The organism is Actinocorallia herbida (genome assembly GCF_003751225.1).
GTDB classification, from domain to species: Bacteria; Actinomycetota; Actinomycetes; order Streptosporangiales; family Streptosporangiaceae; genus Actinocorallia; species Actinocorallia herbida.
This window is the reverse complement of record NZ_RJKE01000001.1, coordinates 4,275,112-4,288,557: the sequence shown is the minus strand read 5'-3', so window position 1 is coordinate 4,288,557 and position 13,446 is coordinate 4,275,112. Positions and strand designations below refer to the sequence as shown.

The window sequence follows — 13,446 nt, the reverse complement described above, 5'->3', positions numbered from 1 at the left end:
ATCTCCGTGATCTCCCCAGTGATCTTGTCCTAAGATGCCTCGCATGCCAGGAGAGATCGGGACAAGGCTGGCCGACCGTTACCTCCTGCTCGAGGTCCTCGGCAGCGGGGGCATGGGCACGGTGTGGCGGGCCACGGACGAGACCCTCGGCCGCGACGTCGCCGTCAAGGAACTGAAGATCGCGCCCGACCTCGACGCGACCGTGCGGGCCGAGGCCGCCGAGCGGGCCGTCCGGGAGGCGCAGGCCACGGCGCGGCTCCGCCACCCCGGGGTCGTGGTCGTGCACGACGCGTTCCTCGACGACGGCCGACCGTGGATCATCATGCAGCTCCTGGACGGCGCCACCCTCGACCGGGTGCTCGCCGACCGCGGCGCCCTCACCCCCGAGCACGCCGCCCGCGTCGGCCTCGACGTCCTGGGCGCGCTGGAGGCCGCGCACGCCGTCGGCATCCTGCACCGCGACATCAAGCCCGGCAACATCTTCCTCACCTCCGACGGGCGCGCCGTCGTCACCGACTTCGGCATCGCCACCGTCGAAGGCCAGGCCACCATCACCCGGTCCGGGATGCTCGTCGGCTCACCCGGCCACATCGCCCCCGAACGGCTGCGCGGGGAGCGCCCCGGGCCGTCCTCGGACCTGTGGTCGCTGGCCGCGACGCTCTACCGCGCCGTCGAGGGCCACCACCCGTTCCCCGGCGCCGGTCACATGGCCGTCCTGGCCGCGGTGCTCACCGCCGACCCCGTCCCGCCGACGCGCGCTGGGGAGCTGGGGCCCGTCCTGCTGCGGCTGCTCGGCCGCGACCCCCGCGCCCGGCCCACCGCCGAGGTGGTACGGGCCGTCCTGGAACGGGTCGCGACGGGGCAGCCGTCCGGCGACATCGCGCTGCCCGACCTGCCGGCCCCGGCCGCGCCCGCCGCACCCGCGGGGCCGCCGCCCACCCTCCCCGGCGCGCTGCCCCGCCGCTCCCGGGCGGGCCAGGTGCTGCTGGCCGGCGGCGTCGTGGCGACCGCCGCGCTGGTCGCCGCCGCCCTCGTGGTCGTCGCGACCGACGACCGGGAGCCCGCCGCCGCCGTGACCGCCGCCCCCACGGCGACCGTCACCTCCCCGCCCGCCCCCGCGGTGACCCCGACGGAGGAGGCCGCCCGGTTCACCGTGCCGATCGACCTGTGCGGGCTGATCACCGCGGAACAGATACGGAAGGTCGTCCCGCGCTACAAGAAGGCCGAAGGCGTCGCGTCCGGCGACACCGACGCCCCGGCCTGCTCCTGGGACGCGCCGGGCGCCGGTGTCAGCGTCGAGGTCAAGAAGGACTACGACAACCCCGACCCGTGGACGGGCCGGACCCCCGCGCAGGCCCACGACGCCTACCTCGGCTCCCTGCGCGCCGCCGACGGCTCGGACAAGATCATCTGGCATTACGACGGCATCGGCGGGGAGTCCATCACCTCCGGGCCCGGCACCAAGGCCAAGAAGATCGACGACCTCGGCGACGAGGCGCACACCACCGACACCTACGGACGGCTCGGCGCGCAGATGACCGACGTGGTTTTCCGCGTCAGCAACCTCATCTTCGAGGTCACCTACGCCGACGTCACGAACAAGACCAAACCCGCGAAGATCCGCGAGAACGCGCTGACGACGGCCCGCTGGGTCGTCGCGGCGCTCGACAGGGGCTGAGGCGTGCACACCAGGATCGGCGGACGGTACGTCCTCCAGCAGCCGCTCGGACCGCGCCTGCACCTCGCCTACGACGAGAGCACGGGCGCCGCGGTGTTCGCCCGGCACGTGCCGCTCCCACCGGAACTGAGCGAACGGCTGCGCGAGACCCTCGCCCAGGACGTCCTGCGCGACGCCGCCGCCGCGGCCCGCGTCCGGCACCCGGCCGCCCACCCCGTCCTGGACGCCGTCGTGCACGACGGCGACCCGTGGATCATCGGCCCGACCATCGCCGGACGCCCCCTGAGCGACCTGCTCGCCCAGACCGGGCCGCTCCCGCCGCAGGCCGCCGCCCGCATCGCCGCCGACCTCGCCGGGGCCCTGGACCGCGCCCACCTCGTCGGGATCGTGCACGGCGACGTCCAGCCCGACCACGTGTGGGTGACCGCCGACGGGCGAGGCGTCCTCACCGGCTTCGGCTGCGGCGCCACCACCCGCGCCCACGACGCCTCCCTCGTCGGCACCCCCGGCTACACCGCCCCCGAGCAGACGGCCAAGCCCGCCCCCGCCGCCGACCTGTGGTCACTCGGCGCGACCGTCTACCTCGCCGTCGAAGGGACCTCCGCCTTCCCCGGCGACGACCCCATGTCGGTGCTCAGCGCCGTCCTGGCCGCCGAACCCCGCCCGCCCGAACGGGCCGGAGACCTCGCGCCCGTCCTGCTCGACCTCCTGGCCAAGGACCCCGCCAAGCGCCCGCCCGAGGTGTCCGCGACCCTGGACCGGCTCGCCACGCCCGCCCCGCGCGGGCCGCGCGTGCCCGTCCGCCCCCCGATCCTGGCGGCGGCCGCCGCCTGCCTGGTCGTCTCGGTCGCGGCGGCCACCACGATCGCCACCGCCCTGCTCACCTCCCCGCCCGCCCCCGCCGTCGCGCCGTCACCCGACGCCGCCGACGCCGACCCCGGCCGGTACGCCGCCGCGCCCCGCGCCTGCGGCCTCCTGACCGACGAGCAGTCCGAGGAACTCGTGCCGGAGTTCTCCCGCAGCGAGACCGGCGGAGGCAGCGACCGCGAGGCGGGCACCTACTGCCGGCTCTCCGACGGCGACTTCGACAAGGACCTCGGAGTGACGACCGAGTTGTACGTGCTGCGGCCCGGACCGCTCGGCGGCGGCCCCGCCACCGCCCGCGAATTCATCACCGGAGAGCGCGCGGACGCGCCGAGTGAAGCGCTGAGCAGCGGCACCGTGTCCCCGGTGCGCGAGCTGACCGGCATCGGCGACCAGGCGATCGCCTACGACGTGTACCGGGAGAGCCTCAAGGACCAGTCCACCCGGCTCGTGTTCGTCGTGAGCAACATCGCCGCGCGGGTGACCTGCGAACAGAACGCCGAGACCGGGCCGCAGCAGCAGCTCACCACCGACCTCGCGGCCTGCGCCGAGAAGGCCGCGGGCTGGGTCGCGGCAGCACTGGAGAAGAGCGGATGACGCCCCACGCCCCCCTGGCCGGACGCTACCGGCCGCTGCGCCCCCTCGATGCCGAGGGCAGCGCCTGGCACGCCGCCGACGAGCTCCTGCACCGCGACGTCACCGTCCGGCGCGTCCCCGCCGACACGCTGGCCGCCGCCCGCGCCGCGACCGCGCTCAAGCACCGCGGCGTCGTCACCGTGCACGACGTCGTCACCGACGACGAGGGTGCCGCCTGGGCCGTCACCGAACCCGCCGACGGGACCACCCTGTACACCGCGGGCCTCCTGCCGCAGCCCGTCGCCGCGGCGCTCGGCCTCGACCTGCTCGACGCGCTCGCCCACGCGCACGCGCTCGGCATCGTGCACGGCGGCGTCGAGCCCGGCACCGTCGTGCGGTGCGCCGACGGCAGGTTCGCGCTCACCGGATTCGGCACCGCCCGCCCGTCGCCCGCCTTCACCCCGCCGGAACCCGACCGGACGCCCGCCTCGGACCTGTGGGGGCTCGCCGCGACGCTGTGCGCGGCGGCCGAGGGCCGTCCGCCGTTCGCGGGCCCCGACGCGCTGCGCTACGGCCAGCCGCTCCCCGCAGTGCGCGCGCCCCGCCTCGCCGCGGCGGTCCAGCCCGCCCTGCACCCCGACCCGGCGGGGCGCGCCACCGCACCCGCGCTGGCCGCGGGGCTGCGCCGGCTGGTGCCCTCGGCCCGGGACCGCGGCCCCCTGCGGATCCACCCGGCGCTGCTGGGCGCGGCCGCGCTCGCGCTCCTCGCGGTGACCGTGCCCGTCACCGTCGCGTTCGCCTCCCCGGACCCGGTGGCCAAGAGCACGACGACGTCGCCGAGACTCACCGCGGTCCCCGACGCCTGCAAGCTGCTCACCGACGAGCAGATCGCGCAGCTCGTCCCCGGCACCGACGAGCCCATGAACTACATGGCGGGCACCTGCAACTGGCGGACCGCCACCGGGCTCGGCGACCTGCCCGGCACGCTCAGCCTCTCCCTCGACGTGAAGGTCGCGCTCGTCAACAACCCGGGCGACAGCCTGAAGAGCGAACGCCGGATGGCCTCCTACGGCGGCGGGGAGGTCATCGAACTCGGCGGCCCCGGCGACGACGGCTTCGTCAAGGAGACCCTGATGAACCTGTCGGGCTCGGGGGACCGCTTCATGACCGAGGTCGTGTTCCGGCAGGCCAACGCGGTCGTCACCGTGGAGTTCACCCGCTCCGGCCCCGCCAGCGCCGCCCTGCGCCAAGCCGCCATCCGCGGCGCCTACTGGATCGCCGAGGAGCTCAGACGTGCATGACCGCCCCCCGATCGCCGGACGCTACCGGCTGGAGAGCAAACTCGGCAGCGGCGGCATGGGCGACGTGTGGCGGGCCCGCGACGAGTTCCTCGGCCGGGTCGTCGCCGTCAAGGAGGTCAGGCCGCCCGAGGGCCTGGACGCCGCCAAGCACGCCGAGTTCTGCGAACGCCTCCTCAGCGAGGCCCGCGCCGCGGCCGCGCTGCCCCACCCGTCCATCATCACCGTGCACGACGTGCTGCGGCAGGACGGCCGCCCGTGGATCGTCATGGACCTCATCGACGGGCCGTCCCTGGAGGCGGTCAGGACCCGGCAGGGGCCGCTGCCGCCGCGCCGCGTCGCCGAGATCGGGCTGCAGCTCCTGGACGCGCTCCTCCTGGCCCACTCGCGTGGCATCGCCCACCGCGACGTCAAACCCGCGAACGTGCTCCTGTCGGGCGACCGGGCCATCCTCACCGACTTCGGCATCGCCACCGTCGCCGGCGATCCGGGCGCGGCGGCCGAACAGGGCATCGTCGGCTCGCCCGGCTACATGGCGCCCGAACGACTCGGGGACGGACCCGTCAACGGGCTCGCGTCCGACCTGTGGTCGCTCGGCGCGACCCTCTACACGGCGGTCGAAGGCCGTCGCCCGTACGAGCGGCCCAACGCCCTCGCGATGATCGGCGCCGTCCTCACCGAGGACGCCGAGACGCCTCGGCTCGCCGGGCCGCTCGGGCCGCTGCTGCTGGCGATGCTGCACCGCGACCCGCACCGGCGGCCCGCCCCCGCCGAGATCCGCCGGACCCTCGAAGGCGCGGCGGGCGTCGTCCCGGCCCCGATGGCGTTCTCCCCGCCGCAGGCCGCGCCCCCGGGGTTCCCGCCCACCGTCCCCATGGCCGGGCCGTCTGCGGGCCGCTCCGGGGCGGGCGCGCTGCTGGCGGTGGGCGCAGGGGTCGCCGCCGTCGTCATGGTCGCCGTCGCCGCCGGAGCGTTCTTCGTCCTGCGAGGCGGCGACGGAGACCGGCCGCCGACCGGCGGAGGCCCGTCTTCGGCCCCGCCCGCCGCGGGCGGCACCCCGGCGCCCGCCGACCCGGACGCGGCCCCCGAACCGTGCGCCCTGCTCACCGAGGACCAGGCCCGCACCCTCATCGGCGACCCCGAAGGCACGGCGGCCAACGCCACCACCTGCACGTGGGGCGACGCCGACGACAAGCTGGAGATCACGTTCCGGGTGCTGCCCGAGCAGAACGGCAAGTCCGCGGAACAGGTCGCGAAGGACACCTACGCCCTCCGCAAGCGCCAGGCCGCGGGCGAGGCGGGCACCTCCTCCGAGCCCGCCATCAAGGTCGTCACCACTCGGCCGCAGGACCTCCCCGGCGTCGGTGACGAGGCCTTCGCCCAGTCCGAGACCTCCACCGGCTCCTTCGGCGACACCGCCACCACCACCGTCCACGCCCGCTCCGGCCCGCTCCTCCTCCAGCTCACCCGCTCCGGCCCCTCCACCCTCGCCGAGAGCATCCGTGACACCGCCCTCCAGGCCGCCCGCCACGCCCTGGACAACCTCACCCCCTGACCCCGGGCCCGCCCGGATCAGGCGGAGGCGGCCGGGACGAGCCGGAGGACGGGGATGTCGCGGCCGGATGTCGTGGTATCGGGGCTCGACGAACATCGGAACGAAAAGTCCCGCTAAGCGGGCTGGTTCGGGCTCGTTAGCGTGACTTTTCGTTTGTCGTTCGGGGCGGTGTTGGTACAGGTCAGAGGGCGGCTGTCGGGCCCTCGCCGGGTGCGGCTTGGAGTTCCGGCCGGGAGGGTGCGGCTTGGAGGGCTTGGCGGCCGCCGTCGTCCTTCAGTTCGGGGATGTACTTGTAGATGGTGGAGCGGGAGACGTTCAGGAGGCGGGCGATGGAGGCGATGGTCGCGTCGGGCTGGGTGAGCAGCGCTTTGGCGTGCCGGATCTGCTCGGGCGTCATCGCGGGAGGCCGCCGAGTTTCACGCCGCGGGCGCGGGCGGCGGCCAGGCCCTCGTTGGTGCCCTCGATGATGAGCTCGCGGATGAACTCGGCCGGGGCGGCGAAGACGTGGAAGACCAGGCGCTCTCCGGGCGTGGTGGTGTCGAGGGCTTCCTTCAGCGAGCGGAAGCCGATTCCGCGTCCGCGCAGGCCGGAGACGAGGGCGATGAGGTCCTGGAGGGAGCGGGCGAGCCGGTCCAGGGAGGGGACGACGAGGGTGTCGCCGGGCCGCATGTAGTCCAAGGCCTTCCAGAGTTCCTCGCGCTCGGCGTTCTTGCCGGACTTCTTGTCGGCGAAGATCCGCTGGCAGCCGACGGCGTTCAGCGCGATGAGCTGCCGGTCCAGGCGCTGGTCCTTGGTGGAGACCCGCGCGTACCCGATGAGCGCGCCGGACAGGCCGGCGGGCTCGGCGAGCAGGAGGCCCCGCCGGGGCCGGGCGGCGCCCACGGCACGGCCACCTCGTCGTCGGGAACCGGGGTCATGAGGTCCGGCCGGGCAGCAGGAGGACGAAGGTGACGTCGAACGGCGCGTCGGGCCCGGTGCCGCCGGGGTGGCTGACCGCGCGCGCCGCCAGCGCGGGGCCTGCTGCGCTGGTGTGGTTGGGCAGGCGCGTGTCGGCGCTCCAGCTGGTGCCGTTGAAGGCGGTCCACCACAGGTCGGCGTCCTTGTCGCCGCGGGTGACGCAGTACAGCCGGTCGTTGAACACCGCCAGCGCGGGGCCCGCCGCGGTGCCGTGGCGGGGGATGGCCTGGGGCCGGGTCCACGTGCTGCCGTCCGCGGTGGAGCGCCACCAGATGTCGGCGTCGGCGTTGCCCTTGAAGACCACTTGCCGTTGTAGACGGCCAGCGCGGGGTTGGCGGCGCTGCCGTGGGGGGGCTACATCTCGTCCTCGCCCCAGCCGCTGCCGGACTCGAAGACGGTGAACCACAGGCTGGTGTCCTCGGCCGGCGCGCCAGTGGCGACCGGGATGAGCATGGTGGGCGAGATCCACGGCGACACCAGCGTGCAGCCGCGCCCCTTGGAGACGGACTTGATCCACAGATGCGCGGTGACCACCAGGCTGATCGCCTGCGCCAGGCCGGACGGCAGGAACGCGCCGACCACGTCCGCGATCAGGCCGCGCAACGACCCGATCGTGTCGATCGCGGCCTGATTGCAGACGAGCTTGAACCCCCACCACTTGCTCTCGAACCTGATCTCCTCTCCCCGCATCGCCAGCTCGTCGTGAGCCCGCCTGGCCCGCTCCAGAGCCTCCGGCGACGCAACGAAGTCGGCGACGTCCGCCTCGCCGGACGGCCCGCCCTCGATGCGGGATGCCTCAGGGTCATTGCGCGATCTCCCCTCCGCCGCGCGCCTGCGCCCTCCGCCGGGCCAGAACACGACATTGCTCAAAGTGTGAGTGCAGACACTTTCGGCAACGCCTTGCCCCGTGCCGCGCCCGCCACACCGATCCGGTTCACCGGCCCCTGGGTTCCGACCCGGGTCGCGCGCCCTGCAGCCCCGAGGAGGGCCTGCGGCCGCCCTACGGGCCCTCCACTCGGGTCGGTGAGACGAGCCCCAAAGTAGCTCTACGCGACGGCGATGACGGCTCGGGCAGCGCACCCGGCCTCCGCCCCGGCGCCTACGACGTCCCCCTGGCCGTCTGACCCGCGCTGGGCGGGCCGCCCGGCCCGCCCAGCGCACCACCCCGCGCCGGTCAGCCCAGCCGCTGATCGGCGCGGGCCGTCCAGACGGCCAGGGCCGCGGCCAGGCAGCACGCCCCGCCCAGCCACAGCACCCCGCGCGCCGACACCGCGTCCACGACAAGGCCGCCGACCAGCGCGCCGAGCCCGATCGACAGGTTGAACACCGACACCCACAGCGCCGAGGCCGCCTCGACGGCCCGCGGCGCGACCCTGATCATCCAGGTCTGCAGGCCCACCGACACCCCGCCGTAGGCCAGACCCCAGACCAGCAGCAGGACGATCCCGCCGACCGGACTCCGGCCCAGCAGCGGGAACAGCGGCAGCACCGCCGCCAGCGCGATGGCGATCACCAGGACCGTGCGGTGCGCGCGCCGCGCCAGCGCCGCCCCCGCCGCGAAGTTGCCGGCCATGCCCGCCACGCCGAACCCGAACAGCAGCGGTCCGACCAGGCGCGCGTCGATCCCCGACAGGTCGCGCAGCGCCGGGGCCACGAACGTGTAGGCGGCGAAGTGGCCCGTCACTAGCAGGAAGGTCGCGAGGATCCCGACCCGGACGGCCGGGTTGCGCATTTGCGCGGCGAGCAGCGCCGGCCGCACCGGCCGGGCGGCCGCCAGCGGCGGCAGCACCGCGAGCAGGGCCACCAGCACCGCCAGCGCCAGCGCGCTCAGCGCCGTGAACGCGATCCGCCAGCCGGTGAACTCGCCCAGCAGCGTGCCGATCGGCACCCCGAACACGTTCGCCGCGCCGACCCCGCCGAAGACGACGGCAGTCGCGCGCGGCACGTGTGCCGGGACCGCCAGCCGGACGGCGAGGCCGCCGGCCACCGCCCAGAACCCGCCGACCGCCACACCCACCAGCACCCGCGAGGCCACCAGCACCGCGAACCCCGGTGCGAGCGCCGTCCCCACGTTCGCCGCGGTCATCAGCGCCAGCAGGGCGAGCAGCAGCACCCGCCGGTCCAGCGACCCGACCAGCACCGGCACCAGCGGAGCCGCGACGGCCGCGACCAGGCTCGGCACGGTCACCATCAGCCCGGCCGTGCCCTCCGACACCGACAGCTCCGACCCGACCGCCGTCAGCAGCCCGATCGGCAACTGTTCGGCGGTCACCACAAGGAACGTGCCGAACGCCACCGCCGCGACCGCCGCCCACCGGGTTCGCTCCGGCCCCGGGCCGCCGACGGTCTCGGCGGCGTCCTGTTCCGCAGTCGTCACCGTCCACCCCCTCACTATTTGGGAGCGATCGCTCCCGTATGTCGAGGGACCCTAGTACGGGAACGAACGCTCCACAACTCGGCTAGAGTGACGGACATGGCCCGACCCCGGCAGTTCGACGAACACGACGCCGTCGTCCAGGCGACCGACCTGTTCTGGCGGCACGGCTACCACGCCACCTCCGTCCGCGACCTCGGCGCGGCACTCGACCTCACGCCCAGCAGCCTCTACCGCACCTTCACCGACAAGCACACGCTCTTCCTGCGCGCCCTCGACCACTACCGCGCCACCGAGTCCGCCCAGGCCCGCGCCCTCCTCGACCGCATCGACGATCCCGTCCGCGACACCCTGCGCGACTGGCTGCTCTGGCTCGTCACCTGCCCGGTCCCCGCCGACGACGGCTCCGGCGCTTCCGCCGACGGCCCCCGCAAGGGCTGCTTCATCGTCAACACCGCCACCGAACTCGGCGCCACCGACCCCGACGTCACAGCCCGCACCGAAGCCGCCTTCGACGTCACTCGCCAGGCCCTGTGCGATCTCCTGCACGCCGCCCGAACCCGCGGCGAACTCACCCCCGCCACCGACCCCGACACCACCGCCGAACTCCTGTTCACCACGGTCCTCGGCCTGCGCGTCCGCGAACGGGCCGGCCACGACCCCGTCCTGCTCACCACCACCATCACCGCGACCCTCACCGCCCTCCTGCCCGCCCCCGCCTGACGCCCGCCACCGCAGGGACGAGGAATCGGCGTCGAGGTGTCAAGGATCGATCGCGGTCTCAAACGGCCGACCAATCGTGCTGCCCGACCACCGGTAGTCCGCGAACGCCACCGCCTCATCCAGCGTCCAGCACTCGATCAGGTCTTCCGGACTTCCACTCACGCCGCACCGCAGGCCCTTCCTCCCGAACCACACCAGAGATCCAAGAGAAAGTTCATCCGTAACAAATCCACTACCAGGCGCTATCACCCGCCCTTGACCGTTACGTTCCGATCCAGAAACATCACATAGCGCTACTTTGGGGCTCGTCGCACCGACCCGAGTGGAGGGCCCTACGGCAGGAGGCGGCCAGCGCTCAACGCGCAGTTCCCGCGCGTCTTTGCTCCGGGTCGCGGCCGGTCGCGCTCACTGACGCGGCCCGCTCCCGTCCGATTGCCGCCCAGGCCCGCACTGAAGTCCAGGCCCCCGGCGTCCCACCCGTCGACGGCGCGCCCGGCGGCATGCTGCCCGGCTTCAAGATCCTCGCCGACGCCCTCAACGCCATCGACGCCGAGCACGGCCTGGGCGTCGGCGCCGACAACCCGATCGCCCAGCACTGCTTCGTCCCGACGGGCAGCGCCGTGGCCATCCGCGACATCACCGAAGCCGACCTGCACACCGACATCGAAGCACTCGACCCCGAGCAGTCCGAGCTCGACGACTTCCTGTGCGCCACCGACAACCACTTCCACACCCAGATCACCGAACGAGCCGCCACCTGGCTCCTGGACCGCCTGCCCGACTAGCACCACCCGCACCACCACGGCCCCGCACCCCGGGCAGACCCAGGGGATGCGGGGCCGTCTCCGTTGATCAAGGTGGCGTGTTCGCAGACTGCTTCAGCGGCGAGTGGGAGAGGATTCGGGCATCCATTGGTGATCTTGTAGTGGGGGCGCCGAGGGCGGCAGGCCTGACCCCGGCTGCGGATCCGAGGCCGCAACACCGCGCCCGAACACCCGGCCGCTCCACTGCCACCAGGCCCGAGATCACCGCGCAGACATCCGACAGGAGGCGACCTTCATGTCCAAGGTCAAGCTGACCACCAACCACGGAGACATCACCATCCACCTGGATGCCCAGAGCGCCCCTGCGACGGCCGAGAACTTCCTCCGATACGTCAAGGAGGGCCACTACAACGGGACGATCTTCCACCGGGTCATCAAAGGCTTCATGATCCAGGGAGGCGGCTTTGAGCCCGGCATGGGGCGGAAAGGAACCCGCGAACCGATCCAGAACGAAGCCGGCAACGGGCGGAAGAACACCAGGTACAGCGTCGCCATGGCCCGCACGATGGACCCGCACTCGGCCACGGACCAGTTCTTCATCAACACCGCGGACAACGACTTCCTGAACCACAGCGGCAAGAACACCCAAGGCTGGGGATACACCGCCTTCGGCCACATCATCGAGGGCCAGGACGTCGTTGACGCCATCGAGGCCGCCCCCACCGGCTCCAAGGCCGGCCACCAGGACGTCCCCAAGAACGACGTCGTCATCGAATGCGCCGCGATCATCGAATAGCCCGCCCACTCCCGCGAGGACATCAACCGGCAGGGGCCGCAGCACCCCCGCCGGTCCATCGGCAGAACGGGCGCGCACGCACGGGCCGGGCCGTCGCACCCGGCCCGCCACCGCTCATCCAACCGCCACCACGACACCACGTTGAAGCCAAGCGGCCGCCGTCCCAGCATGCTTGACAAGTTCAGACAAGCCACATGTCCGGCTTCGGCTCGAACGTGACAGGCCGGCCGCCAGGCAAGATCCGCACTACCAGCGGGAAGATCAACGGTCGCCTGGCAGCACTCCTGGTGGCCTGTCGCGAGTTGCTAGAGCTCGTCGTCGCCCTGGTCGGTGTCGGGGTCACGGAGCGGGCGGATGCCGGTGGGGCCGAGGTCGGGACGGGCGAAGGAGTAGGTGCCGTTGACGTTGATGTGCGCGCGTACGAAGGGCGACAGGCGGGCCACGTCTTCGTCGCGCACCGGGTAGCCCTGCGCTTCGAGCTGGTGCAGGGCGGCGTCGAGGTAGCAGGTGTTCCACAGGGTGACGCAGTTCAGGACGAGGCCGAGGGCGCCGAGCTGGCCCTCCATGCCCTTGTAGTAGCGCTGGTAGAGCTCCCCCTTCTTGCTGTGGAAGATCCGGCTTGCGAGGGCGTGGCGGCTCTCCTGGAGGTTGCGGATGCCCTTGATGTCGCGGCGGTAGGGCTCTTCGACGGCGTAGGTGAGGATGTGGAGCGTTTTGAAGATCCGGCCGTAGTGGGCGATGGCGTCGCCGAGCGGGGTGGGGTTGCCGTCGCGCTGGATCATCCGCAGGACGTCGTGGGCGCGGACCTCGCCGGTGTAGATCGACACGACCACCCGCAGGATGTCGCCCCAGTGGCGGCGGATCTTGTCCAGGTCGATCTTGCCGCGCACGAACCGGTTGAGGGGCCCGTAGTCGGTGTTCTGGATCCGCCATCCCTTCTGGTCGGGGATGTCGGCCAGGGCGGGCTGGTAGCGCATTCCCAGCAGGTGCACGAGCCCGAACACGATGTCGGAGTAGGAGCCGGTGTCGGTGACGAGCACTTCGGGGCGGGTGTAGATCGGGACCGGGACGACGAACCGCATCCCGTCGATCGCCGCGACCAGCCCGCCGCCCAGCGACGCCGCGAAGCCGATCCGGGCCTGGCGTTCGATGAGCGGCGCGTTCGCGGCAGTGTAGGTCTCAGCCGACAGATACCTCTGGGCGACGTGGGAGAGCCGTCCGCGCTCCAGCGCCGCGGTGCCGGGCTGGGGTTCCGGTAGTAATGGCCGTGAATCCAACGATGTTGCCGCTGACCTGCAGGAACTTTCATGACGCACGGCCATGCGGTGAACTTGAGGAAGTCCATCTGCGCAGGTCAGACCCATATCCGTGGGATTTTCGGCGATTGCTACCGGGACCCCAGGAACGGCGGCGCGGTGGAACCGTCAAGGAGTGTGCCGGACGCCGGGCTCTCCGGGGGGCGGATGGCGGCTGCGAAGTCGGGGCATTCGACCAGGGGCTCGTGGTCGCAGCCCGCCGCGTGGCGGAGGCTGTCGCGCATGCGGGTGAGCTGGGCGATCCGGTCGTCGAGTTCGCGGGCGCGGGTCGCCATGCGGGCCTTGAGCTCGACGTCGCCGGGGCCGGAGGCCAGGAAGCGGGCGATCTCGGCGACCGTGAAACCCGCGGTGCGGGCGCAGACGATCAAGGCGAGGCGGTCGAGGACCGCGACGCGGTAAGTGCGACGGAGTCCGTTGCGGCCGTCGGACGCGAGCAGGCCACGCTTCTCGTAGAACCGCAGTGCGGAGGGCGCGACACCGGACACGCGGGCGACCTCTCCGATGTCCAGAAGATCCTCGGCCACGCCACCTCCTTGACTTGAACC

General features: G+C 73.0%; 14 protein-coding genes. 7 read left to right on the top strand and 7 right to left on the bottom strand.

What is annotated here, in order from left to right:
• The first annotated feature begins 43 nt into the window (after nucleotides 1-43).
• Genes EDD29_RS19820 through EDD29_RS19805 form a run of 4 tightly spaced genes read left to right on the top strand, consistent with a single transcriptional unit; the run spans nucleotide 44 to nucleotide 5,971 of the window.
• Nucleotides 44-1,678 carry a serine/threonine-protein kinase gene (locus tag EDD29_RS19820; protein WP_170201476.1) on the top strand — a complete coding sequence of 545 codons (1,635 nt, stop codon included), beginning with the start codon at nucleotides 44-46 and terminating at the stop codon, nucleotides 1,676-1,678.
• A gap of 3 nt (nucleotides 1,679-1,681) precedes the next feature.
• Complete coding sequence (locus tag EDD29_RS19815) at nucleotides 1,682-3,139, top strand: serine/threonine-protein kinase (RefSeq protein WP_123665844.1); 1,458 nt, start codon at nucleotides 1,682-1,684, stop codon at nucleotides 3,137-3,139.
• A complete protein-coding gene (locus EDD29_RS19810; RefSeq protein WP_123665843.1) occupies nucleotides 3,136-4,419 on the top strand; it encodes a protein kinase family protein in 1,284 nt (427 codons plus the stop codon). Before EDD29_RS19815 ends, EDD29_RS19810 begins: the two co-directional genes overlap by 4 nt.
• Entirely contained in the window at nucleotides 4,412-5,971 is a 1,560-nt protein-coding gene (locus tag EDD29_RS19805; protein ID WP_123665842.1) for a serine/threonine-protein kinase, read from the top strand. Before EDD29_RS19810 ends, EDD29_RS19805 begins: the two co-directional genes overlap by 8 nt.
• A 181-nt stretch (nucleotides 5,972-6,152) precedes the next feature.
• On the opposite strand, the gene EDD29_RS46985 is transcribed toward EDD29_RS19805, so the two are convergent.
• The 5 genes from EDD29_RS46985 to EDD29_RS19785 form a co-directional block, all read right to left on the bottom strand.
• Nucleotides 6,153-6,368: a helix-turn-helix domain-containing protein gene (locus EDD29_RS46985; protein WP_170201475.1), complete on the bottom strand. Its 216-nt coding sequence runs from the start codon at nucleotides 6,366-6,368 to the stop codon at nucleotides 6,153-6,155.
• The gene (locus tag EDD29_RS45520; protein WP_170201474.1) at nucleotides 6,365-6,853 is read right to left on the bottom strand and encodes a recombinase family protein; all 489 of its coding nucleotides are present in this window, start codon (nucleotides 6,851-6,853) and stop codon (nucleotides 6,365-6,367) included. The genes EDD29_RS46985 and EDD29_RS45520 overlap by 4 nt, the downstream gene beginning before the upstream one ends.
• Before the next feature lie 31 nt (nucleotides 6,854-6,884).
• Entirely contained in the window at nucleotides 6,885-7,232 is a 348-nt protein-coding gene (locus EDD29_RS19795; protein ID WP_123665841.1) for a hypothetical protein, read from the bottom strand.
• Between the two features lie 50 nt (nucleotides 7,233-7,282).
• Nucleotides 7,283-7,798: a hypothetical protein gene (locus EDD29_RS19790; RefSeq protein WP_148086024.1), complete on the bottom strand. Its 516-nt coding sequence runs from the start codon at nucleotides 7,796-7,798 to the stop codon at nucleotides 7,283-7,285.
• A gap of 304 nt (nucleotides 7,799-8,102) precedes the next feature.
• Nucleotides 8,103-9,305, bottom strand: coding sequence for an MFS transporter (locus EDD29_RS19785; protein WP_123665839.1), 1,203 nt, complete (start codon nucleotides 9,303-9,305; stop codon nucleotides 8,103-8,105).
• A 96-nt stretch (nucleotides 9,306-9,401) separates the two neighbouring features.
• Between EDD29_RS19785 and EDD29_RS19780 the strand changes: the two genes are divergently transcribed.
• The 3 genes from EDD29_RS19780 (at nucleotide 9,402) to EDD29_RS19770 (ending at nucleotide 11,585) form a co-directional block, all read left to right on the top strand.
• The gene (locus tag EDD29_RS19780) at nucleotides 9,402-10,025 is read left to right on the top strand and encodes a TetR/AcrR family transcriptional regulator (RefSeq protein ID WP_123665838.1); all 624 of its coding nucleotides are present in this window, start codon (nucleotides 9,402-9,404) and stop codon (nucleotides 10,023-10,025) included.
• Between the two features lie 500 nt (nucleotides 10,026-10,525).
• Nucleotides 10,526-10,810, top strand: a complete 285-nt coding sequence (locus EDD29_RS19775; protein WP_123665837.1) for a hypothetical protein — start codon at nucleotides 10,526-10,528, stop codon at nucleotides 10,808-10,810.
• A 274-nt stretch (nucleotides 10,811-11,084) separates the two neighbouring features.
• Complete coding sequence (locus EDD29_RS19770; protein ID WP_123665836.1) at nucleotides 11,085-11,585, top strand: peptidylprolyl isomerase; 501 nt, start codon at nucleotides 11,085-11,087, stop codon at nucleotides 11,583-11,585.
• A gap of 305 nt (nucleotides 11,586-11,890) precedes the next feature.
• Here the strand turns inward: EDD29_RS19770 and EDD29_RS19765 are convergent, their stop codons facing one another.
• Nucleotides 11,891-12,862, bottom strand: a complete 972-nt coding sequence (locus tag EDD29_RS19765) for a Tn3 family transposase (protein WP_170201473.1) — start codon at nucleotides 12,860-12,862, stop codon at nucleotides 11,891-11,893.
• A 110-nt stretch (nucleotides 12,863-12,972) separates the two neighbouring features.
• Nucleotides 12,973-13,425 (bottom strand): MerR family transcriptional regulator, encoded by a 453-nt coding sequence (locus EDD29_RS19760; RefSeq protein ID WP_123665834.1) that lies wholly within the window; start codon nucleotides 13,423-13,425, stop codon nucleotides 12,973-12,975.
• Between the last annotated feature and the right edge of the window lie 21 nt (nucleotides 13,426-13,446).

Coding starts and splice junctions, on each gene's coding strand:
- EDD29_RS19780 (WP_123665838.1), top strand. CDS start 9,402: ATGGCCCGACCCCGGCAGTTCGACGAACACGACGCCGTCGTCCAGGCG.
- EDD29_RS19775 (WP_123665837.1), top strand. CDS start 10,526: ATGCTGCCCGGCTTCAAGATCCTCGCCGACGCCCTCAACGCCATCGAC.
- EDD29_RS19810 (WP_123665843.1), top strand. CDS start 3,136: ATGACGCCCCACGCCCCCCTGGCCGGACGCTACCGGCCGCTGCGCCCC.
- EDD29_RS19820 (WP_170201476.1), top strand. CDS start 44: ATGCCAGGAGAGATCGGGACAAGGCTGGCCGACCGTTACCTCCTGCTC.
- EDD29_RS19770 (WP_123665836.1), top strand. CDS start 11,085: ATGTCCAAGGTCAAGCTGACCACCAACCACGGAGACATCACCATCCAC.
- EDD29_RS46985 (WP_170201475.1), bottom strand. CDS start 6,368: ATGACGCCCGAGCAGATCCGGCACGCCAAAGCGCTGCTCACCCAGCCC.